16 protein-coding genes and 3 pseudogenes are annotated in these 22,218 nt (G+C 69.4%); 7 read left to right on the top strand and 12 right to left on the bottom strand.

Features of this window, described 5'->3' with window-relative positions; all coding sequences use genetic code 11:
• Nucleotides 1–283: 283 nt before the first annotated feature.
• From ACFV6H_RS37540 to ACFV6H_RS37530, 3 genes are all read right to left on the bottom strand, one after another.
• On the bottom strand, nt 284–868 hold the full coding sequence (locus ACFV6H_RS37540) for a DUF6420 family protein (protein WP_385551344.1): 585 nt from the start codon (nt 866–868) through the stop codon (nt 284–286).
• 96 nt (nt 869–964) lie between these two features.
• The gene (locus ACFV6H_RS37535; RefSeq protein ID WP_385551346.1) at nt 965–1,681 is read right to left on the bottom strand and encodes a DUF6042 family protein; all 717 of its coding nucleotides are present in this window, start codon (nt 1,679–1,681) and stop codon (nt 965–967) included.
• A 283-nt stretch (nt 1,682–1,964) separates the two neighbouring features.
• Nucleotides 1,965–2,330, bottom strand: a complete 366-nt coding sequence (locus ACFV6H_RS37530; RefSeq protein WP_385551342.1) for a hypothetical protein — start codon at nt 2,328–2,330, stop codon at nt 1,965–1,967.
• Nucleotides 2,331–3,053: 723 nt separating this feature from the next.
• Here ACFV6H_RS37530 and ACFV6H_RS37525 point away from each other — a divergent pair.
• Nucleotides 3,054–3,620: a hypothetical protein gene (locus ACFV6H_RS37525; RefSeq protein ID WP_385551340.1), complete on the top strand. Its 567-nt coding sequence runs from the start codon at nt 3,054–3,056 to the stop codon at nt 3,618–3,620.
• Here the strand turns inward: ACFV6H_RS37525 and ACFV6H_RS37520 are convergent.
• Nucleotides 3,522–4,973 carry a hypothetical protein gene (locus ACFV6H_RS37520; protein WP_385551338.1) on the bottom strand — a complete coding sequence of 484 codons (1,452 nt, stop codon included), beginning with the start codon at nt 4,971–4,973 and terminating at the stop codon, nt 3,522–3,524. The two genes, ACFV6H_RS37525 and ACFV6H_RS37520, sit on opposite strands and share 99 nt — an antisense overlap.
• Nucleotides 4,974–5,335: 362 nt before the next feature.
• Nucleotides 5,336–7,780, bottom strand: a complete 2,445-nt coding sequence (locus ACFV6H_RS37515; protein WP_385551336.1) for a Helicase associated domain protein — start codon at nt 7,778–7,780, stop codon at nt 5,336–5,338.
• A 175-nt stretch (nt 7,781–7,955) separates the two neighbouring features.
• Between ACFV6H_RS37515 and tap the strand changes: the two genes are divergently transcribed.
• The 5 genes and pseudogenes from tap to ACFV6H_RS37490 form a co-directional block, all read left to right on the top strand.
• Nucleotides 7,956–10,196, top strand: coding sequence for a telomere-associated protein Tap (gene tap / locus ACFV6H_RS37510; RefSeq protein ID WP_385551334.1), 2,241 nt, complete (start codon nt 7,956–7,958; stop codon nt 10,194–10,196).
• A 15-nt stretch (nt 10,197–10,211) separates the two neighbouring features.
• Nucleotides 10,212–10,769: a telomere-protecting terminal protein Tpg gene (tpg, locus tag ACFV6H_RS37505; RefSeq protein ID WP_385551332.1), complete on the top strand. Its 558-nt coding sequence runs from the start codon at nt 10,212–10,214 to the stop codon at nt 10,767–10,769.
• Nucleotides 10,770–11,054: 285 nt separating this feature from the next.
• On the top strand, nt 11,055–12,230 hold the full coding sequence (locus tag ACFV6H_RS37500) for an ISL3 family transposase (RefSeq protein ID WP_385551330.1): 1,176 nt from the start codon (nt 11,055–11,057) through the stop codon (nt 12,228–12,230).
• A gap of 286 nt (nt 12,231–12,516) precedes the next feature.
• Nucleotides 12,517–12,975 carry a hypothetical protein gene (locus ACFV6H_RS37495; RefSeq protein WP_385551328.1) on the top strand — a complete coding sequence of 153 codons (459 nt, stop codon included), beginning with the start codon at nt 12,517–12,519 and terminating at the stop codon, nt 12,973–12,975.
• Nucleotides 12,976–13,711: 736 nt separating this feature from the next.
• Nucleotides 13,712–14,203, top strand: a pseudogene (locus ACFV6H_RS37490) (IS110 family transposase); the annotation flags it as partial.
• Here the strand turns inward: ACFV6H_RS37490 and ACFV6H_RS37485 are convergent.
• The 3 genes and pseudogenes from ACFV6H_RS37485 to ACFV6H_RS37475 form a co-directional block, all read right to left on the bottom strand.
• Nucleotides 14,140–14,478, bottom strand: coding sequence for a hypothetical protein (locus ACFV6H_RS37485; RefSeq protein WP_385551348.1), 339 nt, complete (start codon nt 14,476–14,478; stop codon nt 14,140–14,142). The pseudogene ACFV6H_RS37490 and the gene ACFV6H_RS37485 sit on opposite strands and share 64 nt — an antisense overlap.
• Nucleotides 14,479–14,958: 480 nt before the next feature.
• Nucleotides 14,959–15,651: a hypothetical protein gene (locus tag ACFV6H_RS37480; protein WP_385551326.1), complete on the bottom strand. Its 693-nt coding sequence runs from the start codon at nt 15,649–15,651 to the stop codon at nt 14,959–14,961.
• 615 nt (nt 15,652–16,266) lie between these two features.
• A pseudogene (locus ACFV6H_RS37475) lies at nt 16,267–16,653 on the bottom strand (hypothetical protein); the annotation flags it as partial.
• A gap of 311 nt (nt 16,654–16,964) precedes the next feature.
• On the opposite strand from ACFV6H_RS37475, the gene ACFV6H_RS37470 reads away from it, so the two are divergent.
• The gene (locus ACFV6H_RS37470; RefSeq protein WP_385551324.1) at nt 16,965–18,524 is read left to right on the top strand and encodes a hypothetical protein; all 1,560 of its coding nucleotides are present in this window, start codon (nt 16,965–16,967) and stop codon (nt 18,522–18,524) included.
• A gap of 203 nt (nt 18,525–18,727) precedes the next feature.
• On the opposite strand, the gene ACFV6H_RS37465 is transcribed toward ACFV6H_RS37470, so the two are convergent.
• From ACFV6H_RS37465 to ACFV6H_RS37450, 4 genes and pseudogenes are all read right to left on the bottom strand, one after another.
• Nucleotides 18,728–19,351: a hypothetical protein gene (locus ACFV6H_RS37465; protein WP_385551322.1), complete on the bottom strand. Its 624-nt coding sequence runs from the start codon at nt 19,349–19,351 to the stop codon at nt 18,728–18,730.
• Between the two features lie 367 nt (nt 19,352–19,718).
• Nucleotides 19,719–20,489 (bottom strand): annotated as a pseudogene (locus ACFV6H_RS37460) (transposase).
• A 75-nt stretch (nt 20,490–20,564) separates the two neighbouring features.
• Entirely contained in the window at nt 20,565–21,746 is a 1,182-nt protein-coding gene (locus ACFV6H_RS37455; RefSeq protein WP_385551320.1) for an isochorismatase family protein, read from the bottom strand.
• 28 nt (nt 21,747–21,774) lie between these two features.
• The coding region (locus ACFV6H_RS37450; RefSeq protein WP_385551318.1) for an RNA-guided endonuclease InsQ/TnpB family protein at nt 21,775–22,218 on the bottom strand (444 nt) is incomplete at its 5' end.

The raw sequence follows: 22,218 nt of genomic DNA, 5'->3' as shown, positions 1-22,218 counted from the left end.
AGCTACCTCGCAGGCCTGCACCTCCGCGCCTCCACGATCTGGATCAAGGACCTCACGCGAACCGCAGGTTGATCACGACTCAATACCCGCCCTAGAAGGCTTTGAGAGGGGCCCGCCCTCTTGCTCCTCCCCAGAAGGCCCACCCGCCCTGGACGCCGGACGAAACAGGGCCGGAGGTGGAGCAGAGCGCTCCGCCGCGGCGGCACGAGGCCCTCCAGCACATCGGGCATCGGGCCGCTTCAGTGCCTCCGCAGGCGGCCCGGGGCGGTCGGGCCTGTTGGGTCTAACGGTCCTGACCGGCCTCCGCCTGGCCTTCTCCGTCCAGCGCTTCCGCCGGTAGGACGGGCCCGAACCGGGCCTCGGCTTCCTCGACGAGCCGGCCAGCCGGGGTGAGGTCTCCCAGCTCGATCGCGAGCACGGCGCGGACGAACGCGGCGAGCGGGATGCTGCCGGTGCGCACCTCGAAGCAGCGCATCACCCCGTCCGAGAACGCGGGACGGTGGCGGCACCCGGCATAGGCGCAGTAGCCCTCGGCGGCCAGGGCGAGCCGCCGGAAGGCGGCGTCCTTCTCTGGGGTGCACTGCGCGGGGCAACCGAGGTGGTCCAGCGTGATCCGCAGATGTGCAGAGTTCCTCTCGCTCTTGCGGATGGTCAGGCGTCCGCCTCCGGGCGTGACGTAACGCCCGGCCTCCACCGGGGCGTACGGATGGATCAGCGGCAGCTTCACCTCCGAACCGTGCAGGACGGGCAGCCCGTCGTACTCGATGTACGGGCCGGCGGCGCCGCGGTCCTCGATCATGTCGTCCTCGTCTCTCCCCCGTCGGTCAAGTTCGCGCGGCACAGTGCGGCGCAGGTCGTCCTGGCCCACGATCGCGAGGTTGCGGCCGAACGTCTTGCGCAGGCGAGCCGCGGGGGTCGATCAAGCGAGTGTCGTGGATCCCCACCGCGACTGGCGTACTCGGTGTCACGCCTCGTCGCTGGCCAGGCTCAGCTCGATCCGGGTTTCGTGGAAGTGGTCCCAGTCCATGATCAGGCGGAAGCGGTGGTGTGTCTCCAGGCGTTCGGCGTCGGCCGGCTCCTGGCCGCGCAGGACCTTGGCGTCGTCGGACTGGACGAGTTCCGCGAGAGCGAGGCGCAGGTCGTTGACGTCCTGGCCGGTGGCGTCTGCCAGGCGGTCCAGGGAGGTGAGGTTCTCCAGTGGTTCACCCAGATCGTCGACCAGATGATCGATGAGGGGTCCGGTGCGCATGATCCAGCGGATCTTGTCGAGTTGCTGGGTGAGTTCGGTGTCCAGGGGCAGCAGGTCGCCGGGGAGCGGCAGTGCGGCGGGCATCGACCACCGGGTTCCCTCAGGTGATTCCTTGCGGGCTGCCAGGCCCCATGTCAGGTAGAGCTCTGCGAGGTCCCGCACCGTTGTGGGCACCGGGAAGCCGGCAGCCGTGAGCATGGCGCCGAACTTCTCCCAGCGGTCCGCCTCGCACGCCTCCCGGCCCTCCGGGGCCTCCTCGTAGTCCCACTCCTCACCATGCCAGGTGAACGTGAGGGCGCCGTCGAGATCGCCGCCGATCATGTCCCAGCGGCCGCCGAAGATCTCCTGCAGCAGGTCGTCCAGGGAGCCGGTGAAACCGGGCTGGCTCGCGGTCCCCATCAGCATGGTCAGGGCGAGGGCCTGACGGGGCAGAACCTATTCCCAGCCCGAGACGAACCAGTCGTTGTGCATCGCCACATCCCAGCGCTGGCCGGGGACAGACGGGTTTTCCATCATCCGCATCTCTCTGTGGGAACGGCCGGACGCTCGCAGCGTACGCACCACAGCGCGGCAGAGCTGTCACCGACGGCCGACCCAGGCCTGATGGTTGGGGGCGACGTGCAGGTGCTCGCGCAGGCGGCCGCGCAGGACACCGACGCGTGTCCGGCCCTCCAGGACCTGCAGCCCGCCAGCGCCCGGGTCCAGGAAGCGCCGCTCAATCAGGAGCGGCGGTCGCAGCCACGTCCCGTACTCGTCCCAGTGCCGGGCGACCTGCCGGGGCCGGATGGCGACCCAGTGCACTGGGTTGGCGGCGTAACTCTCGACGCAGCCCGCGTTGGAGGCTCCGGCCGTGGAAGTCGGCGGCCGGGATGGTCTCCAGGCGCCAGGTGATGTCACGCAGGTCGATGGTGCCGTAGTCGTTGATGAAGGCGGTGTTGTCGCCGTGGTCGAAGAGGAACTGTTCCAGGACGTCGTCAGGCCACCGCAGGACGGTCAGCGCCGGGTCGGCGCGGAAACGGTCGAAGCTGAGAGCGCCGTCCCGGCGGTGGGCCGTCAGCGGGCCCAGGTCGGTGAGCTTCATGCCACCGGTCTACAGGAGTTGGTTCCCCGTCGGGGCCGGGGCGTACTCAGGGCTGGTTGCCCAGCGCCTGCGCGAACAGTGCTTCCGAGCCCAGGGAGCGGAGCAGCGGGCCAAGGAGCCGGCGGGTGACTGTGCCCCGTGTGTCGCGGAGTTCGGCCAGGGTGGTGCCGGTGGTCTCCTCGTAGGGTCGTCGCTGTAGCGGTCGTTGGTGGGAAAACGCGACTGCCCGGCATGCCGTCTGCGGCCGTGGAGACGGTTGGCGCCGGCCCCGACGGCCCAGTTGCCGTGGTAGCCGACCTCTTCGGAGACCAGCCGCATCAGCTCCAGCATGCACCACGTGAAGAGCACGGCGGCCGACACCCGCTCGGGTCGCCGCCCTGCGGGCCCGGCGCACCGTTGTCCGTCACGGCGACCAGCCCAACCGACAACTGGACGCCGTCGCCCCGCTTCCTGCTGAGCGTCACCTGGACAACGACACCGGGATGTCTCCGGGCGCTGCGCCCCCGACCGGGAGGGAGCAGGCCGCCGCGCGCAGGAAGCGGAACTCGCATCGGACGTACTCAACGCTGGCAGGATGGGCCGGGACGGGGCGCACCGAGCCCTGTCCCGGGGGAGGACAAAGGCATGTTGAGAGCCGGAACGACCTGCACCGACGCAATCAATTTCCTGGATAACGATCTCGTGGCCGGGAGCCTCAACGACGTCTCTATCCGGATCCCTCACATGATGAAAACGGGCGCGGAAGCCGAGGCCGAGATGCGGGCCGTGCGCAAGCGGTACGACGAGTGGACCTGGAAAGCCGCCGAGGAGCTCAACCGGCGGTTCAGCGACCGGGAGATCGCGGGGCAGCTCCGCGCTGGCCGCTACCGGGCGATCCTCACCGCGCCGTTGGACGAGGCCCGGCTGATGATGTATGTGGAAATCGCCGAGCTCCAGGGCTACTTCAGATCCGTGGCCAATCGGGTGCGTGCCATGCGGGAGCGGTACGGGCGCGCCGGTGCCGTCCGGTACGCGGTGCTGGACACGAACACCACGCTGCACTTCACGCGGTTCGACAAGGTCCCCTGGCAGAGGGTGCTCGGGAAGGGCACTGCGGTCATGGTGCCGCACGTCGTGGTCGACGAGATCGACGCCAAGAGCTACCAGACCGGGGACAGGAAGATCTCCCGGACGAAATGGCGGCCGCAACCGCTACGCGGTTCCGCCATTACCCCAGGGAAGCCACCGCTTGCGGCCGACCGCCGGGATCTCGCGCCCTCCGGCAGGGGGCTCGTCCCGTTCTCCTCCTGAGTGGGCCTGGCCGAGCGCGGCGGCCTGCACGGCCGACCAGTCCTGCGTGCGCCACCAGCGGAACAGGTCGCCGGAGGCGATCACGGGAAACGGGAGTGCGTCGACGACCCTGCGCTGATACACCTCGGCAGGGCGCTCGGCGGAGTTGAGGCGATGCTGGTGGTTGACGATCAAGGCAGCGCAGGTGACAGGCTGGCCGGGCCGCAGCTGTGGCCATTTCTCCAGATGGCGTTGAAGCTGCGAGATCAGTTTCTCCCCCGCTGCCCCTGCGGCGGCCTTCACTTCGACCAGGCAGGTAGACCCGTTCAGCACGGCAAGCAGGTCCGCCGACAGGGTGCCGCCCAATTCCTCGTCTAGATCGGTGACGGCGAAGCCGGCGGCACGCAGCACCACGGCCACCGCGTCTTCCAGCTCGCTGCCGCTGCCGTACAGCAGACCGGCCCGCACGGGTTCGGCCTCCTGCCGCGCCCGCTGCAGTTCGCCTTCCAGGCGGGCCTTGTCCTCCAGGTAGCGGCGCTCCAACTCTTCCAGGGCTCTGCGTGCTTGCGTCTCCGCGAGGGTCTCCAGGGCGGAATCGACATGGTGGCGTGAGCGGACGCGGCGCAGTGCGGCCGGTACGTGCTCGCGAAGGGCACGCTGGACGAGCCAGTCGACCACCTGATTCCAGTCGACCCCGTCAGGGATCACGTACCAGATCTGCTGGCCGTCGCCGGACGTCCAGCGTGCGACGACTGGCTCGCCCAGGCTGTCGACGAGGATTGGCACCAGCTCGCCCTCGGGCTCGTGAACCGCTGTTCCGCGCGGGCTCTCCAAGGCGCTCGCCTGCAAGGTCATCGCCCACCAGGGGGCATCGGCAGGGCGGTTGAGTAGTCTCAGTCCGAGGTCGCGGTCGGCCGCGTCCAGACCGGGACACAGGGAGACCTCCGCCCCCGCAAGCAGCCGCTCGCCGACAATCGCGCCGGTGAAGTGACGGAAGTCCACGCGGCCGCCGGGTCGGCCGAAGACCGACCGCACGCGGTCATTGTCATCGTCCGCCGTGCCCATCGTCGCAATGATGAGCGCGGGCTCGCCGCGCAAGGCCGCGCCGGGCAGGAACCTGTCAAACTCGTCGGCGCCGTGACCAGAGAAGTGGCTCGGGTTGATGGCGGCGGCGCAGGTGCTGGTGTCCATGTCGAGCCAGCGCGGTTCGGCTCCCTGCTCGGTCCAGGAGATGCCCGCGTACTTGGCCGAGGCCGCGAAGAGGTCGCGTACGTAGTCGTTGGCCTCTGGATCGGGCTCATCCATCTGGGCGGAGTCCTGGACAGCGATGTGTACGGGGACGAGTCCGTTGGGACCCGTGGTGTGCGCGGACATGGCCGAACCGTAGCGGGCCGGTGTGACACCGCCACCAGGAAGGCAACGGACTGAGCCTGCCAGACATCGCCGCCGATGCCTGCAATCTGATCATCATCGGGCGGGAGGACGACACCAAGGACTCCGCACAGGTGCGCCGGCGCCTGTTCACCGACTGCAGGGTCATGATCCGGTGTCTGGTGGCGGTGCGGCGTGGGTCGCAAAGGGCAACAGGGGCCGGAGATCGGACGCGCGACGCAGAGCAAGGCGTGGTGGTCCCGGCCGGCCCTGGTGTCGGCCGGACCGCTTGCCTCTCGGGATCCGTCCAGGGGGGTACGGCTTCCCCACCGTCGAGGCGGTCCGCACCTCTGCCCGAGCGGGCGTCAGGCCAGGACGGCGGGGACGGTGCTCTCGTTGGTCCAGTCGCCGTTGAAGAGCGCGGAGACCAAGCGGACGTGGTCGTCGGGGAGCTGGCCTGAGCGGTGCTTGGTGCGGGCCTTGGCGAGCCAGGCGCCGATCTTGACGGTGTCTCCGTCGACGCGGATGGTTTCGCGGGCTGTGGGGGCGCGGCCTTCGCGGTGGAGGAAGAGTTCCAGGAGCTGGACGGTCTGTTCGAAGGTGCGGCGGCGGGTGCGGCGGGCGGGGGTGAGCGGGTTGCTGTCGGGGGTGAGGCCGAGGGCGGTCATCATCTGCTGCTGGCCGGGGGTGAGGCTGTGCCAGGTGGTGAGCTGGCGGTACAGCCAGGAGCCGGTCTTCACCCCGGCCAGGACGGTGTCGCGGGTGAGCGTGGCCGGGTCGGCGCCGGCGGCGAGGTGGGCACGCAGCAGGTGGTACTTGCGGTGCCAGTCCGCGCCGTGCGGGAGGCGCCAGTCGGGGGCGAGGGCGGTCAGTGCGTCGACGCGGGGCCGGGCGAGCTGGTCGTGGGCTGCGAAGTGGCGTTGTTCGGCGAGCCAGGCACCGACGGAGGTGGTGGCGGGGGCGGCGGGGTGGCCGTGGGTGCGCAGGTAGTCGGCGGCCGCGGCCAGGCGGGCGCGCCAGGCGGCTTCGTGCTTGTCCCAGATCATGCCCAGCGCGTCGAGTTCGGCGGTCCAGTCGGCTTCGAGGCGGCCGGCTTTCGCGGCGTCGCGCATGGTGGTGATGAAGGTGCCCAGGGTGTAGCCGGTGGGGTCGGTGTAGTCGGCGGGGACGTCGAGGTGGCCGTACTGGTCGCGGTAGGACTGGGCGGCGGCGAGCCCGAGGCGGCGGGAGCGGGAGACGGCCGGGTCGCGGGGGTCGAAGGCGGTCAGGTCCATGGCGCGGGCGATGCGCTCGGGGTGGACGGTGAAGTCGAAGTGCCAGCGGCGTTCGATGACGTCGCTGGTCTCCCTGGGGAGGCGGTTGGCCTTGTCGGGCAGGCGTTCCAGGATGCGGTGGTCGTGGCTGGCGAGTGCGCAGGCGATCGCCCAGACGGGTTCGTAGGCGGTGCCGAGGATGTTCTCGCTGTCGGCGCCGGGCGGGATGTAGACGGGGACGATCAGTGAGGCGGTCTTGCCGGAGACGTCCAGGCGCAGGGCGCGGCCGAGGGCCTGGACGCAGCGGATGACGCTGCGGGTGGGGTCGGCGAAGACGATGGCGTCGACGCTGGGGATGTCGACGCCTTCGGCGATCAGGCGGGAGTTGGCCAGGATCGCGCAGTCGGCGGCGGCGAAGTCGGCGAAGACGTCGGCGCGTTGGGCTGGGGTGTGCTCGCCGTGGGCGAAGAACAGCTGCGGGGTGATGTCAGGGCACAGGCCGGGGTCGGTCCTGGCCAGCAGGCGCAGGGTGTGCGGGAGTTCACGGGCGAAGCGGCGGGCGTCGGAGACAAGGTTGAAGTAGACCAGCACCCTCTTCAGGCCGTGCTCGGTCATCGCGCGCAGGACGGCCAGATGCAGGGCCGTGGTGCGCAGCGCACTGTCCCCCTCCCCACCGCCGCTGCCGCTGCCCGGGGTGGCGGCGGATGCGGTCAGGTTCAGGCGGCGGCGCAGGTCGGCGTCGGTGAGGGTGGGCACCACGATGCGGTAGTCCGCAGCCCGGCCGTCCTCAACCGCCTGCGCGAGCGGGTACTCGACGATCTTCTTGCCGTACACCTGCTCGTTGTCCATGGAGTTGGCGAACGTCTCTGCGTCCGCGCCTGGCCCGGCGGGGCGCCGGCGGAGCGGGCGGGTGGTGTCGGCGGACTCAGCCAGCTCGGGGGCGGCGAAGATGCGGGGGGTGGCGGTCATGTAGAGGCGGCGGTCAGCGTGGATACGCTTCGCGTCGTTGACGACGGCCCACTTCTTGTCGGCGCGGCCCGCGATCCGGTGCGCCTCGTCCATGACCGCCAGGTCGAACGGCGGCACCGTATACCCCGTGCTCCGGGTTTCCTCGATCTTGCCCAGGGAGTCGTAGGTGCAGATCACCGTCAGCGCGGGGATCTGGTCCTCCTCCTCGCCCACCACGGACATCAGCCCGGCCAGGGAGACGGGATCGGTGGTCGACATGACCCGGGCGTCCACCAGGTCGTCACGGCCCGCGGCGTCCAGGGAGGAGACGATCACCATGTGCTCGTGGTGACCGTCCCGGCGCCAGGCCAGTGCGGTCTGGGCCGCGAGATCCAGGGTGGGGACGACGAAGAGCACCAGCCGCGCGCCGAGTTCGTCCGCCGCCCGGATCGACACCAGCGTCTTACCGGTCCCCGTCGCCGACACGAACAGGCCCCGCGTCCCGGCGCGCCGCAGATGCCGTGCCAGCCGCTTGACGGCCTCCGCCTGGTCGGGAAAGAGCCCCGGGCGCTCGCGGCGGCCAGGGCGAGGGAGTTCCACCACGGTCATGACTCTTCCTCGATCCGAAGCGGGCGGCGGTACGGGCCGGATGGCGAGGCCATCGGAAAAGGGCACCTCCGATCAAGCACTCTACCACCCGAGAACGCTGTAAGTACGTGAAATGCACGCCATCCGTACGTGATGAGTACGGTTCATGAGGTAGGGTGGGGGGCGGAGGTATCCCATGTCCGAGTTGTTCGACGCGGTGGACGCGCTGGTCGCGTCCCGGTCCTCGCTACCGCCTCCGGCGGAGCGCAAGCGCCTGCGCCAGGCTCACGCCCTCACCCTGGACGAGGTGGCCGCAGCCCTGGACGTGCGGCGGGCGACCGTCAGCGGCTGGGAGTCAGGCAGGAGTGAGCCGCGGCCGCCGGAGCGGGAGGCGTATGCGCGCCTGCTGGAACAGCTCGCGCAGCTCTACCCCGCCCCTGAGAGCACCGGCGCCCCGCGCGAGAACACCCCGGTACCGGAGACGTTCAGCGGCCCGCCCAAGGCGCAGGCTGTGCCCACGGGCGGGGTGCCCGAGGCTGCGGCCGGGGCCGTGCCCGAGGAGTCCCCGTCCACTCCCCCCGCCGCCGTCGGCGCACCGGCCGCCGCGTCGCGTCCGGCGCGGGCCGCCCGGCCGTCGCAGGCATCGCGCCGCCCGGGCGCGAAGAAGGCCGCCCCGGCCCGTACTCCCGCTCCCGGCGGCGCGTATGCGCACGGCCCGCTGCTCGTCCTCGACGCCGGCGCCGAGAAGCAGGTGACCGGCTACGGCACCGGCGGCCTGATCGTGGACGTGCCCGCCAAGTCGCTGCCCGCCCTGGTGGAGTGGACGCTCACCGAGGCCCGGCTGGGGGCGGAGAAACTGCACGGCTCGGGAAAGGACGGCGACCCGCTGCTGGTGCTCACCGCAGCGGCGTGCGAGCGCTACGGCCTCCCTATGGAGCTGTCCGAGGCCGAGCGACTCGCCGGTCGGCTCCCGGAGGGACACAAGGTCATCAAGCAACTCGCCAAGGCCGGCTGGCAGCTCACCAAGCGCGGATTCGGGCCGTGGGCGCGGATCTACCGCCCTGCCCAGGGCAGCCGCCGCCAGTGCGTGCAGCTGTGCATCCCCTCCTGGCGCGCCCTGGACGACCGCGCCTGGGGCCATGCCGCGCAGCTGGAGCCGGCCGAACTCGCGCGGGTGCTGGGCGTGTACGCGGCCCGGGTGATGACGCCGGTCGGCTCCGCCGCCGTGACGGGGCTGGAGCTGATGACCGCGCTCAACCCGCCGACCCGCGCCAGCGAGCCGGACGCCGACGGCAGCCGGCACTCCGAGCACCGGCCCGGCTCGCTGGGGAGGGAGGCGGTGGCCCCGGCGCCGTGCGAGGCGACCGACGGACACCCGGTTCTCGCCGACCTGCCCCGCTTCCATGTGCGCGGCCCGGGCGAGCGGCTGTTCGAGGAGGCCTACGACTGGGCGCGAGATCTGACCGACGCCGAGTGCATGCAGCACCACCTGGTCGGCATCGACGTCAACCTCGCCTTCGGGGCAGCCGCCAACGGCGCGGTCGTCGGCCTGGCATCGCAGCCCGTGCACGTCACCCACCCGGTCTTCGACGCGGCGCTGCCCGGCTCCTGGCTGGTCGACCTCTCCCACGTCGACCTCTCCAGCGTGAAGGTCGGCAAGCAGTGGCGCGAACTCGACGGCGACCTGCTGCCGAGCCCGTTCACGCCGACCGGTGAACGCCCCGAAGGCCCGGCCTGGTACGCCACGCCGACCGTGGCGTACGCCGTGGAGCTGGGCTACGACGTCGCCCCGACCGAGGCCTGGGTGCGGCGTGAGAGCGGCCGGTTCCTGGACGGCTGGTACAGGCGGCTGCGCGACGCCTACGTCGACACCATGGCGGATCTCGGTGTGGGCGAGAAACTGTCCCCGGCCGAGTTCCTTCAGGCGATGGACGGCTACAGGCAGCGTGATCCTGAGCTGGGGATCGTCGTGGACGCGGTCAAGATGACCGTCAAGGGCGGTATCGGCAAGCTGCAGGAGAAGGCGCGCGGCGGCGGCTGGAAGCCGGGGCAGGCCTGGCCCGCGCTCGCCCGGCCGACCTGGCGGCCGGACATCCGCGCAACCGTCATCTCCCGGGCCCGCATCAACATGCACCGCAAGATGGTCGCGCTCGCTGCGGCCACCGGGCAGTACCCGGTCGCGGTCCTGTCCGACTGCGCCGTCTACGCCGCCGACGGGCCCAGCCCCCTGGACGTCCTGCTCTACGGCGCCGACGGCAAGACCGTGCCGGGCAGCTTCCGGCTGGGCGTGTCGCCCGGGATGGTCAAGCACGAGGGCACCCAGAGCGTGCTGTGGGGCGCGGACGTGCTCGAACAGCTCGGAGCCGACGGCAAGGTGGCCAACCTCGCCCGCTATATCAAGACCGGCGAGATCACCGCCAAGGACACCGGAGAATAGGGGGACACAGGGCTGATGGTCACGGTCGCAGAAGAACTCGACAAGGCGGTGCAGAGCGCGTTCACGCGTCCCGTCCCCAAGTCCGCCGGGGCGCAGATGCGCTACCTCGTCAAAAGGCACGGCGGCCGGACGAAGCCGGTCGCCGAGCTGCTCGGCATCAGTCAGCGCACCGTAGAGCGGTACGTGGGCAAGCAGATCAAAACCCCCCGCCCACAGCTCGCCGACCGCCTCGAACACGAGGTCCGCACACGCTGGCAGCCGCACATCAGAGCCAGGGCCAAGCAGGCCGCCGCCTCCACGAGCGGCATCATGATCGATGTCCAGGCCCGGTTCGGCTACACCGCCGCCCCCGGCAGCACCGACCAGGCCCGCGTGCGCCACCTCACCCTCGCCCTGCCGCCCCGTCACGCCGCCCGACTCCTCGAAGCCCAGGAGGCCGGCATGGACGAGGACGACCTCCGCCAGGTCACCGCCGAGGCCCTGGGCGAGGTCTACTTCCGCGACAACGGCCGCCGCGCCCACGGCCTGGAAGTCGAACTCACCGACCTCGTCGACCTCCAGTTCGAGCTGTAAGTGCGCCCCCGCTGCAAGGGCGCACGAGATCCCCCAGGCGGCGACGACGGTCCAGTGGCGAGCCGGGAGGCCGGGGGCGGCGGAAGCAGCCCCTTTAGCGGCGGATCATGCTGCCTTGTTCCTTGTGGCTGGCGTGGTCGGTGGTTGGCTTTATCGAGCAGTAGTGGTTCTGGCTCAACTTCCGTGAAGCGACACGGTGAGTGACGAATGACGCTGTCTCCGCCCTCCGGAATGTTGCCCGAAAATGATCAGTGGTGATCTTGGCGTGGCCGACAGTTCAGTGCCGTGGAGGAGACGACGCTCCGACTGGAGGAGCTGTTGTTCCCGTCGATCGCGGAGGTTGCAGTGCTGTCGGTGGACGTGAACAACGAGGTGATACGCATCGGAGCCCGCCGAACCTCGGCCGGCTCCACCTGTCCGGACTGTGCTGCCTGGTCGAGTCGGGTGCACAGCTCCTACCTGCGGTTTCCGGCTGACGTGCCCACTGCGGGACGGCGGGTGGTGCTGAGCTTGCTCGTCCGCCGGTTCTTCTGTCCGAGTGCTTCGTGCGGGCGGCGGACGTTCGTCGAGCAGGTGCCGGGATTGACACGGCGGCACAGCCGGTGGAGCGAGCGTCTGCGCTCGACGCTGGCTGCGGTCGGACTCGCGCTGGCCGGCCGAGCTGGCGCACGGATGGCCCGGGTTGCCGGGGTGTCCGTCAGCCGCAGCACCGTACTGCGGCTGGTCGACGCACTTCCCGAGCCGCAGCCGCCGGCTCTGCGGGTGGTCGGCGTCGACGAGTACGCCACGCGCAAGGGCCGCGTCTACGGCACGGTGCTGGTCGACGCCGAGTCCCGCCGACCAGTGGACCTCCTGCCCGATCGCGAGGCGTCGACTCTGGCCGGGTGGCTTGCCCAGCGATCCGGGATCGAGGTCGTCTGCCGGGACCGGGCGCCGTTCTTCGCGGAAGGCGCCACGGCCGGGGCACCGCAAGCCGTCCAGGTCGCTGACCGGTGGCACTTGCGGAACAACCTCGGTGAGGCCGCCGAGCGTGCCGTCGCCCGCCACCGCCAGTGTCTGGGCGTCCTACTTCCCGAATCGGTCGACAAGGAGGAGGCGGACGAACCCGTGCTGTCCGAGGAGACCCCGGCCTCGCCCTGGAAGAGTGACCTGTTCGCCAACCGCATCCGGGCCAGACACGCCACCGTTCACGCGATGCTCGAAGCAGGCCACAGCCGCCGTTCCATCGGCCGCCAGCTCCATATGACACACCGAACCGTCAAGAGCCTGGCTGACGCCGCGAGGCCGGAAAACTTCTTCACTGGCCAGTACCAGTTCAACCGAGCCACGGCCGTTGACGAGTACAAGCCCTACCTCGACAAACGATGGGACGAGGGCTGCACGAACGCCGGCTCCGCAGTATCCCCGATCGGCCTCGCGTTCGCTATGCTCCATGACGTGAATGCACGGTCGAGGAACTAGTACGGCGCGGGAGCCTCATCGACGCCAACCTCGGATGAGAGCTGCGCTCCGACAGCCTCCCGCTGCGAGCCTGTACGGGCCTACCGCCCTTAATGGCGACGCTCGCTGTGTCCCAGACCTTCGGCCATTCCGGCGTTGCTCTTGTCACGGGGAAGGTGGCCGAGGCGGCGATCGGCCCGCGCTGACGCCATACCGGGGCGGACCCGCCGTCCGGGCGGTAGTCGCAGGGTATGCATGCTGTACCGATGCCCCGCCCATGTCCGATCCGCCCCGGAGGCATTGCCCCATGGCCGCCCGCCTGTACGTCCGTTCCGGCCTCGATCCCGACGCGCCGCACACGGTGTTCGCCGTCCTCGTCGTTGATCCCGACGGCACGCCCGCAGAGCGTGCCGTCGCCGAACTCGGCGCATACTGCTACGAGGGCGACGGGGCGGTCCATCTCGTCCGCACGGACGGCTGGGCCGAACGGTCGCTCGACGCAGGGCTGCTGACCGTCGGCATCGCCGTCCACCCCGTCCCGTTGCGGCAGGTGGGCGTGGACCCCGCCGGCTTCCCCAACCGGTCGGCGGTCGACCCGCAGGCCGTGATGGTCCTGTCCGCCCGGACAGCGGCCGACCCCACCCTGTCCGCGCTCCTGGCCGAACCGACCGCCGTCTTCACCGCCGGCCCCGACGTCTCGCTCGACGACCTGCTCAACTCCGAGGAATGGCCCATGGTGCTCGCGCCTCCGCCTGCGCGTACCTGACCCGACCCGCCGAGACGAGCCGTCAGGTCCCGGCCGCATGCGGGGCCAGCCCGGCGACCGCCTCGCCTGTGTGGACCAGGAAAGTCAGCGTGCACCGCCTTCCACGATCACCTCCCGCCCGGCAGCGGCGGGACGCCCGGCGTGTGCCTGCGCGGGCTGGTCAAGCAGATGCCGGCGTGGCCGGCACCGACGAGGACGTACGCAAAGACACCTGGCCGCGGCCCGAGTCGGCAGCAGCCGAGAGAGCGGCCAGGACTCGATCGGACGTCGGCGCTGCCGGACTGAAAGGTCTGCGCCGGCGATGTGAGGTGGATGCGGGAAACTCCGCGCGCCCCTCAGCAGACAGCACGACTTCGACAGCACGAAGACCCCGAGTGCTGACTCTCGCTTTACTGTGCTGAGCATTCTCACGAGGCATCCGTCATCGTCTCGTCCACATGCCGAGGAAGGATCGCTCAGGACCCGTTTCCGCAGGCACCACGATGAGAAGCCGCTCAGGCGGTCCTCCGTTGGTGGTGGGTCGAACGAGCCGTCGTAAGGTCCAGTGGCCCAGAGACACCGGGTATGGCTTTCAGGCGGTTGCCCTCGATGGTCCCCTTCACCTGGCCGCCCGGTGTCTCACGACGACTCGGCCGCTGACCAGGAGCTGCGAGCCCCTCGGGTGCATCGCTGAGTAGGACCACACTGGCGAGGTCGTTCGGGAGAACAGCGCACACCGACGAACCGGAGGAACCCCGTGCCCCAGATCCGGGCGGGCGTGGACATCGGCAAGACCCATCACCACTGCGTGGTCCTGGATGCCGAAGGCAAGCGGCTGCTGTCGCGCCGCGTGCTGAACGACGAGCCGGAACTGCTGGACCTGCTCGCCGGCGTGCTGGCCATCGACGAAGACGCCGTGTGGGCCGTCGACGTCGCCGACGGCATGGCCACCCTGCTGATCAGCGTGCTGCTCAACCACGGCCAGCAGCTGCTCTGCATACCCGGCCTCGCGGTCAACCGTGCATCGGCCGACTACCGGGGCGTGGGCAAAACCGACGCCAAGGACGCCACCGTCATCACCGACCAGGCCCGGATGCGCCGTGACCTGACGATCCTGCGGCCGGACGACGAGCAGGCCGTCGAGCTCCGGATCCTCACGGACCGCCGCGCCGACCTCAACGCAGATCACACCCGCCGGATCAATCGCCTGCGCGGCCAACTCACCAGCATCTTCCCCGCATTGGAGCGCGGCCGCTCCTGCCGCTCCTGCTCCAGTTCCAGGTCCCGGAGTTCGTCTTTGGTTTCGGCAGCCGCCGCGGCTTCGGCGGCGAGTTCGTCCTGGACGACGGCGTCGGCCTCCGGGTCGTACGTCCCGCCGGTGGTGGCGAGCAGCTGCGCGATGCGTTCCCACTCCGCGACTTCGGCGGGGCCGCGTTCGTCGTCGGCCAGGTCCTCACGGTCGCGGTCGAGATGCCGGTGCAGCCGGGCTTCCTCAAGCGCCACCGCGGCCTCGGTAGCGGTCATACCGGTGGCGCGCCGGCGGACCGAGCAGCGGCCGACCTTCGCCCAGTCGACCGGCTGGCGGGGCGCAGCCGCAGTGAGGAACGCGGCTTGTCACAAATGCTTATTCGGCAGCCTTTCTGTCACCAGTAACGAAGGTCGAGAGCCTGCCGCGTCGAGCTGGCACCCTGTCTCCCGCACATCGCGCAGAACCCCGAACTCCCCGCAGTCCGGAGCCAGCAGAAGCACAGCATCTTCCACTGGCTCAAGACGCCCGCCGATCACCCCACCTACCCAGCGCTCAAGCCGCTGCTCGACGCCCACGCCAAACAGCTGGCCACAGCGATCGATGACGGCCAAGGACTTCGCCAGTGACTGTGGTCGGGCGGCCAGTCCGGCCGGTTTGATGCTCAGGAGGTGTTTGAATCCTCGACAGCCGCGCGGCCGGCTGAACCCGAACCCCACCCAGAGCTGTTGCGGTGAGTGCGGCCTCGCGGAAGAAACTCAGCGACCGCTCACTGGATCAGGTCGGTGTGCGGATGCTCCGGAGATGCCGGGCAGACATAGAGCTGCAGCAGTGCTGCCGACTTCGACCGCGGTCGGCTGCGCGGGGTCCTGACCGGCGACATGACCGGCGGCAAACGCGGCGGCCTCATCCTCGTACGGCGCCCAGCCGCGCGTACTACCGTCCCATTCGAAGGAGGCGATGGTCAGCAGTGGAACCATCTGAGCGTCGCAGACAGCGCAGAATCGGCGATACGGGTCGGTGTGGCCCCACGGGGGCCAGCCGCCGACCTTCCAGCCGGGAGCGTCAGCGAGCTCACAGTCATAGAACTCCGCCGGATAGTCCGCGTACGAGCTGTCCACGCCGACGCCAGCTGCCTGCCATCTGCTCCAGTCCCCCAGCATCTGCCGCACCTCCGCGCTCAGATCGAGGCTGTTGGGGTACTCGGTGATCTGCTCCGGCGCGAGCAGGCACGGCTCCGGCACGTAGCCGTCGTAGTCCGCCTCATGCGGTTCCGGCGGTGTGGCGAGGACGTCGACGACCGCGGCAGCGGATCGCCAGAACAGTGCGGTCGACGGCTTGTAATGCGGTTCGTGGTCGTAGGGGCACCAGAGAACCTGGAGCAGATCGGCCTGGCCGGGCGGCCGCAACAGGGATATGTCACGCAGATACAGCTGGGCCACAGGCAGCATGGGGACCGGGCTCTCCGCAGGCCACGGGGGGCCGGCGTCGAGGCGCTCCATGAACACCGCGTCGTTCCGCTCCTTGATCGCCTCCTCCTCGGACGTGTACTGTGAGGGCCGTGGGGGTCACGGTGCAGTCTGGCCCGCCTGCGCCGCTCCAGCCTTACTTCTGCAGGTGACCTGGACACGCCGCTGCCCGGGTGCGAGCCCTCGCAGTGCGGCCACGGCTCATCAGCGGGCCACAGCAATGGACCCCCCACTGAACTCTCGAACACCGAAGGCGACCCGGCACGAGGATGCAACCGAATCGCCGCCCGCGCCAACGGAGCCAACTCGGGAAAGACCGCGGCGACGTCGACCGGCCGCGGCGGAGTGGTACGAACAAAACTCATACCAGCGATCCTGCCACCAGCCACCGACAGCCCTCGGCCGCCTCAACCAGCGTCAGCGCTCAACTGGCCAAGCTGAGCTGGTCGGCGTAGGCGTCGAGCCGGTGTTCAGCGGTCGCATTGGTGCCGGTACGCGAATCGCCCGGGGAGCGGCACCGCCCCGGGCTGTTCCCTCTGCTGGCGACAGGACGGATGCACTGGATACGGTCCCACTCAGCAATCCGGGGTAAAGGTGTCACGGGTCTGCAGGACGTCCTGGACTGCCTTGGTGAGGAATCCTTGCGGGCACCTTCTGTCCGCGATCAGCAACCTCAGTAAGTGACGCATCCGTCGAAGCGCCAGCCCCCGTCCTCCCAGATCCACGGCACGTACTTCGGATCGCGACTCCCGGCTCCGATCGGGTACGACGCGACTGCGGTGCCCCCCGACAGTTTTTCCAGCGTGAACGACAGCACGGAACGGGGTCGTAGGAGGTGCCGTCGCGGAGCATCGCGAAGAGCACGCTGGTGCGGTGGCGGGCGAGGCGCACGCTGGTGCGGTGGCGGGCGAGGCGGAGGAGGGCTTGGGCGTGGGTCTTTCCGCGGGCCCGGCAGCGGTCGTAGTCGGTGCGGGAGGCGGGATCGTGTCCGCAACGAGAGGCCGACCGTCTCGCCCGTCCCGGTAGGGCTCGGCCACCGAGAACTCGGCGATCGGAGCGAGGGCTACGACACCACCCAGCGCGGGCAGCAAGTAAACAGCGAGACTCGGCCGGTATCCTGCCCGGCCAACGCTCAACCAGCCAACTCAAATGCTCAGTCACAACCAGTGTGACTGAGCGCTTCAGTTGGCCGGTTCGGCGAAGTACCGCGCTCAGGACGGCCCGGGTGCCGCCGACAAGTCGTCGATGCCGAAATCCACGAGCCATTCGGTCATGGCCCAGGCAGGATGCCCTCTGTGAACCGTGTCCTGTGCGGCCTCGCCGCCAATGTGGCTCTGCCGTCCGAGCTGGTCGACCGGCTGATCGCGGTCGCGGACGCGGACGCGGACGTCGCCATGGAACTTGCTGGTCGCGCGGATCTCAGCCATGCGCAGGCGGTCGCGTTGGCCTCACGCGTTGAGGAGAGCGCTGTACGGCTCGTGTACGAGGGCCGGCTGACCGCCGCCGACGTTGATCCCGCAGCACAGCCCCATGCCGCCCTCGCCTTGCTCGGCGAGCGTTCCGGCAGAGCGGAATGGGCGTTCCTGTTCGCGCGGGATCCGGTCTCCGAGCGCCGGGAGAAGCTGGCCGCCTGCCCGGGCCTCCCGTCCGATGTGGTGGAGACGCTTGCCGCGGACCCGGACGTACAGGTCGTCGCGGAGCTCGCGTTGTGGACCACGCCGGAAGTCGCCACGGGGCTTGCGGGGCATCCGCATGCCGAGGTCCGCCGCGCGGTGGCGGCCAACGAGTCGACGCCTCCGGCCGTACTGACGGCGCTGATCAGCGGCGAGGGGCTGCCTCCAGCGCGGCGGTGCCTGGTCTGCGACCGCGACCGCGACCGCGACCGCCGGCAGACGCCGTCCACGTGTGATCGGCACTGCCGCAGGCACGACTTCGGTCTGCCGCCGGGAGCCTCGTGCGACGGCTCACACGAGTCCACCGTGCACGACATACAGCAAGCGGCACTGCGGAACCCGGCCACACCCACCGAAGCCGTCGTCGGCTTCGCCGGCCATTCCTCCATGCTGCTGCGGCGGGCGCTCGCCGCCCGTCCCGACCTGCCCCCGGAGGCGTGCCGACGGCTCGCCCCAGATACCGTTCCCGGTGTCCGCGCCGATCTCGCCGAGAATCCCGCGATCGACGAACCGCTGATCCGCGCGCTGGCCGACGACACCGACCACAACGTGCGGCGCGGGCTCGCGCACAACCCCAACGTGCCGCTCGACGTGCTTGTCCATCTGGCCGTCGCCACCAGGATCGGCGCCACACTGCTGCCGCGAATCGCCGCCGCCTCTCCCGCCGAGGCCGAGGAACTGGCCCAGTCGCCGAACCCGGCCGCGCGGATGCTCCTGGCCCAACGACGCGATCTGCCTGCCGAAATCCGAGACATACTGGCCACCGACCCCGATGCGAAAGTGGCCAAGTCCATCGCCCCGCACCCAGGCCTCTCGGAAGCACAGCTGCGCGCCATGGTGGACCGGCACGGAGTCCGGGTCGTCGCCAAGGCGGCGGCCAACCCGGACGCGACTCCGACGCTGCTGGAGGACCTGGCCCGGCACGAGCCCCCAGTACAGAAAGCGTTCCGCGAGATCGCCCGGCATCGCAGCGCGACCGCCCCGGCACTGCTCGCCTGCCTGGCGGACAAACAGGCGAGGCCCATAGCCGCCGGCCATCCGGCACTCCCACCGCCGGTCATCGTGGAGCTACTCATGGACGCCGACAGACAGGTGGTGGAAGCGGCTGCCGCCAATCCCTCGCTGCCGCGTGCCGTGATGCCGGATCTGGTGCCCTGGCTGACTTGCCCGGCCGCCAACTGAAACGCTCAGCCCCGCCACCTCAAGCGCTAACCCGCCAACTGAAGCGCTCAGTCACACCTCCTGGTGCTCGGATTGGTTCGCACCCCAGCTACCAAGAGGCCCTGCCGTCATGCACAGATCCCCACGCGATCACCCGCTCAGGGACCCTGTTCGACCAGGTCCGCCCCATCATCGATAAGCGGATGGCTTCTGATTCTTTGGGGTCAGTCAAACGCGACGACCAGGCGCACGCCAGCATCGCCGAAGCGGGTTGCCATGGCTTCCATGACAGCGAAAACATGCGGCCAGTGGGAGTCGGCGCCCAGTACCGTGCCGACGGTCAACGGCTCGAACGCGCAGGTCAGTTCTTCTGTCGTCCATTTCAGGCATCCAGCGGCGTCGAGCTGGTCGGCTGGGGGCGGGCCCACCACGGTAAGAACTTCCGCGGGCCAATCGGCGGGGACGAGCTGCTGGTGCCGGGTGGAAGGGAGTGATTTTTCCCACCAGGTCAGTCGGCCGACGAAGCGGTCGGGCGTTGCGGCGGGGTCGAGGGCAGCGAGTTCCGCCCAGCTCACCCAGCTGGCGCGGGTCAGATCGCCGGTGGCAACCGAAGATTCCAACTGTGTACGCATTCCGCTCGACAGGTCGGGTGGGAGACCCCGGCCGGGTGCCAAGGGCCGAAAACCCGCGTAATTGCGTACTCCGAATAGGCAGCCGAAAGCCGCGTAGTCGGTCTGGTCGTACAACGGCCACAGATCCATGGCGGCCACCCACGACTCGCCGTCGTAGTAGTCGGTCCCGACACCGGGATGACGAAACTCGATGCCGCCATGAATGTCCGTACCCACAGCGCCGCACACTATCGACATCTCTCACACCGTGAACATCGGCCGTCACCATTGCCAACGACGATCCGTTCAACGCGCTTGATCGGCACCTCGCCGGTGTCTTTCGCGCTCGTAGAACTGGGTCGCGGCGGCGAAGTTGAGCATCCACTTGTCGGCTTGCTACGGCGAGGGTGCGGCTTGCCCAGGGCCCGGGCCGCCGGTCAGGCCCGGGGTGCGCACCTTGTCGATGGTGTGGGTGATGGCACTCTTTGAATATCTCCACCCCGTGCTCAATGGATGGACGGACCTGCTCGCTTCAGTTCCCCCAAGGCTTGTCCCGCAATGATCACTTGGTCGAGGCGGACAAGGTCGGTGCTGCGCGTTCGGTCTATCGGGCGAGGGCCAGGTTATGCAGGTGGGCGATGTCGAGTATGGCATGGTGAACGCCGTCACCTTTCAGGCGGCAATCTCGGAGGATCTTCCAGCCCTTCATGCGGGCGAAGACGTGCTCAACGCGAGCCCGGACTTGCCGATGCGAGCGATTGTGTTCTTCTTTCCAGTCCGGGAGATCGGATTGGCCTCGTTCGCGGTGATGCGGGATGACCAGGCCGGTGCCCCGGTAGCCGCCGTCGGCGATTACCGGGGCATTGCCGACGGCGGCCTTCGCGCCGGACAGCTCCCCTGCCTTGCAGTCGTTGCGGTTGCCGGGCACCGGTCGGCCGACGGCGACGACAAGCCGGGAATTGGCGTCGATGACCACCTCGCGGTTGGTGGAGTACTGATAGTTCTTCGACTGCTCGGCCACCGAATGGTCGCGAGCAGGCGCCAGGGTGCCGTCCACGATAAGCACGGTGTCTCTCCGGAACCGTTTGCGGGTCCGCAGCGCGAGGAGCGGTCCCAGACGATCGTTGATCCTGTCGGCCGCGGACTTCGAGACACCGAACGATGGGGTCGGCTGCTGCGGCGTCAGGTTGGTACGCCAGTACGCCGCCACCAGCAGGACCCGGTCATCCAGCGACAGGCTCCACGGCTAGCCTCGCCGCACGGCATCCGCCCCTTCCCGGCGAAGCACCGTCACCAGCTTGCTGAAGCTGCGCGGGCCAAGCCCGGTGAACGGGCCTATCCAGGACAGCTCCGAAGCCGTGATCACACGAGACATGCCGAGATCACGGCACCGGCCTTCAACCGGGTCGCCGGTCGCAGAAATGGGCGCGCCAAGCTGGTGCCCTTCGTGTCAGCATGCAACTCCATCCTGCAGAAGAACAGAGACCCCATGGCACACGAAATGGTCACAGTCTGCCTGCGGCCAGACGCCCACCACGACCTCCATGCCGCGATCGAAACAGCCATGGCCCCCTTCGACATGAACGGCGACCACCAGCCCTACCAGGGCGAATGGGACCAGTGGTGGCTTGGCCGGCCGGGCGAGGAGTTCGACGTGCTCCCCGGCCACGAAGGCGACCCCCGCCTTGTCCGAGCGCCGCTGGACTCCCACGGGGACCCCCGTCACTGGGCTCTCGGACAGTGCGACGGAGGCCCGCGCAGCCTGCTCGACTTCAATGGCATGCGCACCCGCGCCGCACAACTGGCCGCAGCTCTCGACCACTATCGCGCCAGTCAGACTCCGTATCGGAAGAGACAACCCGAGTGGGCGATTCCCACGGAACACCTGCTCACCCTGGACGGAGCGTGGACCTACGTCACCCACATGCCTGGGTCCGGGAACAGCCACCTTGACTTCGCCAACGCATACCTGAACGGTCTGGCGCCAGACATCGTGGTCGTCCGCTTGCGCATCCATTGCTGACGGCCAGTCATTACTCGGCACCTCAGCCCGATAGCCGTTTGCGGGACAAGCCTTGGGCAGCTCCTCACCTGCGGCGAAGGCCACTTCGGACGCGGGCAGCACCCGGATGCTCCGCCCGGGAAAGTCGATGTGCCTGAAGATCTCATTGTGGTGCGCGATCGACTGCCCCGGCGAGGCGTACTCGCCACTGTCGGGCCGGACGGACGTGGTGTGCCCGTCGGCGACCAGCACCAGGTCATACCCGTGGCTCGGCGCCTGCCGCGCCGTGGTGTCCACGCAGATCTCCGTCGCGAACCCGGTAACGACCACCTCGGTGATTCCCAGTACCTTCAGGACCTTGTCGAGATCGGTGTCCAGGAAGCTGTCCGGGCTGTTCTTGTGGACGACAGTCTCGTCGGCAGCGGGCGCGAGTTCGGGCACGACCCGCCGGCCCTCGGTCCCAGCTTCCATCCCGGCACCCTGGTCCTGGATCGTTACTACTGATACGCCAGCGGCTTTGGCACGTTCGCGCAATCCGGCGATCACAGCGACGGTCTCGGCGGCCCGGTAGGCGATAGCCACCGGGCCGTTCTGCATGTCGATGACGAGGAGCGCAAAAGCGTGTGACATGGGCTCACGTTGACTTCCGCTCCCTGCCCTAAAGGGCGGGGATTCCTGCCACGGTCGGTTGACCGTCTCGGTGGGTTCCTGCTTCGCCGCGCTGGGCCGGTACGAGTACCGGTCTTACCTGCGCTCGACAGGCTGACACCGCCAGTCCGGCGGCCTTGGCGACGTTGACCGCCGCGTTGATGTCCCGGTCGAGGACGGCCCCGCATGCCCTGCACTCCCAGACGCGGATGTGCAGGGGCTTGGGGCCGTCCTTGACGCCGCACTGAGAGCAGACCTGAGAGGTCGGCTCGAACCGGCCGATGCGTACGAAGGTGCGCCCGTACCGGGCGGCCTTGTACTCCAGCATCCCCACGAACGCCGACCATCCGGCGTCGTGGACGGACTTGGCCAGGCGCGTACGGGCGAGTCCCCTGACCGCCAGGTCCTCAACGGCAAGTCGGGTAGCCGGGACGCATTGCTGCGTCCCGGCCCC

The organism is Streptomyces sp. NPDC059743 (assembly GCF_042732975.1).
Taxonomy (GTDB): Bacteria; Actinomycetota; Actinomycetes; order Streptomycetales; family Streptomycetaceae; genus Streptomyces.
Note: the sequence above shows the minus strand (reverse complement) of the source record. Positions and strands in the feature narration are given on the sequence as shown.